We start from the raw sequence: 3,566 nt of genomic DNA on the forward strand, positions 1-3,566 counted from the left end.
CGCTGCCGCCGGACCTGGGCGACCGGGCGGCGGACGTCGGCCGACGCCTGCTGCACCGGCGCCGCGCCGCACTGACGGTGCTGTGGACGCTGCTGGCGCTGGCCGCCTTCGCCTTCACCGTCTGGGCCGCCACCACCCGCCCCTGGGAGACGCCACCCGAGACGATGACGCCGCCGCCGTACGGGTGGTGAGGGACCCCGCACGGGTTGCGGGGCCTTCCGTTGCGGTGGTGAGGGGCCTCGGGGCGGTGAGGCCCCTCCGGGCCGGTGATGGTGCCGTCGAACGCGGGCCGGGTGTCAGCCGAGGGCCTGCGTGAGGTCGGCCAGCAGGTCGTCCACCGACTCGATGCCCACGGACAGCCGCACCATGTCGGAGGGGACCTCCAGCGCCGAGCCCGCGACCGAGGCGTGCGTCATCCGGCCGGGGTGCTCGATCAGCGACTCCACGCCGCCCAACGACTCGCCCAGGATGAAGAGTTGGGCACGGTTGCAGACGTCGACGGCCGCCTGCTCGCCACCGGCGACCCGGAACGACACCATGCCGCCGAAGGACCGCATCTGCTTGGCCGCGACCTCGTGGCCCGGGTGCGTCTCCAGGCCCGGGTAGTACACCTCGGTCACCTTCGGGTGCGCGACCAGCGCCTCCGCGATGCGTGCGGCGTTGGCGCTGTGCCGGTCCATCCGCACCGCGAGCGTCTTGATGCCGCGCAGCACCAGCCACGCGTCGAACGGCCCGGCGATGGCGCCCATGGCGTTCTGGTGGAACGCGAGCTCCTCGCCGAACGCGGCGTCGGAGGTCACCAGCGCGCCGCCGACCACGTCGGAGTGCCCGCCCATGTACTTCGTCGTGGAGTGCACGACGACGTCCGCGCCCAGCGCCAGCGGCTGCTGGAGGTAGGGGCTGGCGAAGGTGTTGTCCACGACCAGGCGGGCCCCGGCCGTCCTGGTGATGTCGGCGACCATCGCGATGTCGGTGATGCCGAGCAGCGGGTTGCTGGGCGTCTCCACCCACACGGCCCTGGTGTTGTCCCGCAGGGCCTCGCGCACCGAGTCCGGGTTCGAGGTGTCGGCGACGGACCACTTCACGCCCCAGCGTTCGGCGACCTTCGCGAACAGGCGGAAGGTGCCGCCGTAGGCGTCGTCGGGGATGACGATGTGGTCGCCGGGAACGAGCATGGTCCGCAGCAGGCAGTCCTCGGCCGCGAGGCCGGACGCGAACGCCAGGCCGCGGCTGCCGCCCTCCAGGGCGGCGAGGTTCTCCTCCAGCGCCGTCCTGGTCGGGTTGCCCGAGCGGCTGTACTCGTAACCGCCGCGCAGGCCGCCGACGCCGTCCTGTTTGTAGGTGGAGACCTGGTGGATCGGCGGGACGACGGCACCCGTGAGGGCGTCCGGCTTCTGCCCGGCGTGGATCGCTACGGTCTCGAAGTGCTGGTGGCTCATGGGTCGAGCCTAATGCGCCGTACCGTGGAACCATGGAGTTCTTGCTGTCCCTCTTGCTCGTCGGCGCCGTCGTCGGCTTCTTCCTCGTCCCGTTCCTCCGGCGGCGCATGGCCGTGAAGGGGGCGGGCCTGGGCATGCTCAGGGCCGACGACCCCCAGGCCTACGGCTTCGTGCCCGTCGAGCAGCTCGACGTGCGGCTGCCCGGCCCTGACGACGAACTGGTCGACGCGCTGAGCGAGACCCAGCGCACCCAGGACTGGCGTCCGGTGGCGCAGCTGCTCGCCCTGACGGGTGACTCGGCCGAGCAGGTGGAGCTGCGGTGGCAGCGGGTGCAGTCGCTGGCCGGTGCGGCGGCGGTGGAACTCGCCTCGAACCGTGCGGCCGCCGGGGACGGGGGCGGGACGGCACCGACCGAGCCGGGCGGCGTCTCCTTCGACAAGTCCGCCGGGGACGCCCTCTCCGGCGGCGGGGCGTCCCGGGGTCCCGGGCAGGACGCCCGCTGGCTGCGCGACTGGCGCAGCGAGCGCCCGCAGGACGTGGGCGGCGCGCAGGTGTACGCCCAGTTCCTCGTCTGGCAGGCCCTCGCCGACCCGGACTCCGCCGATCACCGCATCATCCTGGAGGAGGCGCGCAACGTGGCCCACGAGGCCGCCGCACTCGCCGACGCCGACCCGACGCCGTTCATCACCGAACTGTTCGTCGCGCGGGCCCTGGGCTATCGCAAGGCGGACTTCGAGGCGCTGTGGCACGAGGTCACCCGTCGTACCCGGGCTCACATGGGCGCGCACCTGGCGGCCCTGCCGTACTGGTCGGAGAAGTGGCACGGCTCGCGTGAGGAGGCCTACGCCTTCGCGGAGCGCGCCGCCGCCTCCGCGCCGCCCGGCAGCCTGCTGCCGGCGCTGCCGCTGTTCGCCGTCCACGCGCACCTGCCCGACGCCGAGCTGGTCCGCGGCATGTACCAGAGCAAGGTCGTCGAGGACGCGATCGAGGCGGCCGAGTTCGCCGTGGACGGTGTGGCCGACGACCACCCGGTGCGCCCGCACGTGCTGCACATGCTGCTGTGCTTCCTGGTGCGGGCCGAGCGGTACGAGGAGGCGATGGAAGCTTTGCGGGTCGTCGACGGTTATGTGGGGGCCACCCCGTGGGTCGAGGGCGGGAACCCGGTCGGCGAGTACGCCGCCTACCGGGCCCTCGCCGTCGCCGGCTACGAGAGCCAGGGCGGCACCCCGGCCACGACCCCGCCGCCGCACTGACCGCCCGGCCCCCGGAACCCGGCACCCGGCACCCGGCAGGACGGCAGGACGGCAGCACCGCGACACCCCAGCAGGCCCGCGACACCCAGGACGGCAGCAGGACGACGCCGGCCGATGACGACGACGCCGAGACGAAGCGCCAAGGAGCAACGATGCTGTTCAGCCACCACAAGAAGCAGCTGCCCATCCCCGAGGAGGCCCTGAAGGGCCGCCCGGAGCCGATCTTCGAGGTTCCCGACCGCCACACCGTGCTGGGCAACCCGCTCGTCGGCCCGTACCCCGAGCACCTGGAGACAGCCGACTTCGGCATGGGCTGCTTCTGGGGTGCCGAGCGCGTCTTCTGGCAGCGTGACGGCGTCTGGACCACGCTCGTCGGTTACCAGGGCGGCCACACGCCCCACCCGACGTACGAGGAGGTCTGCTCCGGCCGCACCGGCCACACCGAGGCCGTGCGGGTCGTCTTCGACCCGGCGAAGGTCAGCTACGGGCAGCTGCTGAAGCTGTTCTGGGAGTCCCACGACCCGACCCAGGGCTTCCGGCAGGGCAACGACGTCGGCACCCAGTACCGCTCCGCCGTCCACACGCACAGCCCCGCCCAGCAGAAGGAGGCCGAGGCGTCCCGCGAGTCCTACCAGCGCATGCTCGCCGCCTCCGGCTACGGCGACATCACCACCGAGATCCGGCCCGCCGAGCACGCCCCCTTCTACCCCGCCGAGGCCGCCCACCAGCAGTACCTCGACAAGAACCCCGCCGGTTACTGCGGCATCGGCGGCACCGGTGTCTCCTGCCCGGTGGGCGTGGTGCGCTCGGAGGGCTGAGGCGGCGGGGACGGCGGGAGCCCCGCTCCACCCGCCGGACGGCTGCGGGCGCGCCC

4 protein-coding genes are annotated in these 3,566 nt (G+C 73.2%); 3 read left to right on the forward strand and 1 reads right to left on the reverse strand.

Annotation, left to right across the window (positions count from 1 at the left end):
* Nucleotides 1–191 (forward strand): hypothetical protein (locus ACYVE9_RS19245; RefSeq protein WP_461029127.1); only part of this gene is annotated, 191 nt, incomplete at its 5' end.
* A 105-nt stretch (nucleotides 192–296) separates the two neighbouring features.
* Here the strand turns inward: ACYVE9_RS19245 and ACYVE9_RS19250 are convergent.
* Nucleotides 297–1,439: a cystathionine gamma-synthase gene (locus ACYVE9_RS19250; RefSeq protein ID WP_461029128.1), complete on the reverse strand. Its 1,143-nt coding sequence runs from the start codon at nucleotides 1,437–1,439 to the stop codon at nucleotides 297–299.
* A gap of 32 nt (nucleotides 1,440–1,471) precedes the next feature.
* Here ACYVE9_RS19250 and ACYVE9_RS19255 point away from each other — a divergent pair, with 32 nt between their 5' ends.
* Complete coding sequence (locus ACYVE9_RS19255; RefSeq protein ID WP_461029129.1) at nucleotides 1,472–2,692, forward strand: hypothetical protein; 1,221 nt, start codon at nucleotides 1,472–1,474, stop codon at nucleotides 2,690–2,692.
* A gap of 152 nt (nucleotides 2,693–2,844) precedes the next feature.
* On the forward strand, nucleotides 2,845–3,510 hold the full coding sequence (gene msrA / locus ACYVE9_RS19260) for a peptide-methionine (S)-S-oxide reductase MsrA (RefSeq protein WP_461029130.1): 666 nt from the start codon (nucleotides 2,845–2,847) through the stop codon (nucleotides 3,508–3,510).
* The last annotated feature ends 56 nt before the right edge of the window (nucleotides 3,511–3,566 follow it).

This window comes from Streptomyces sparsus (genome assembly GCF_054776295.1).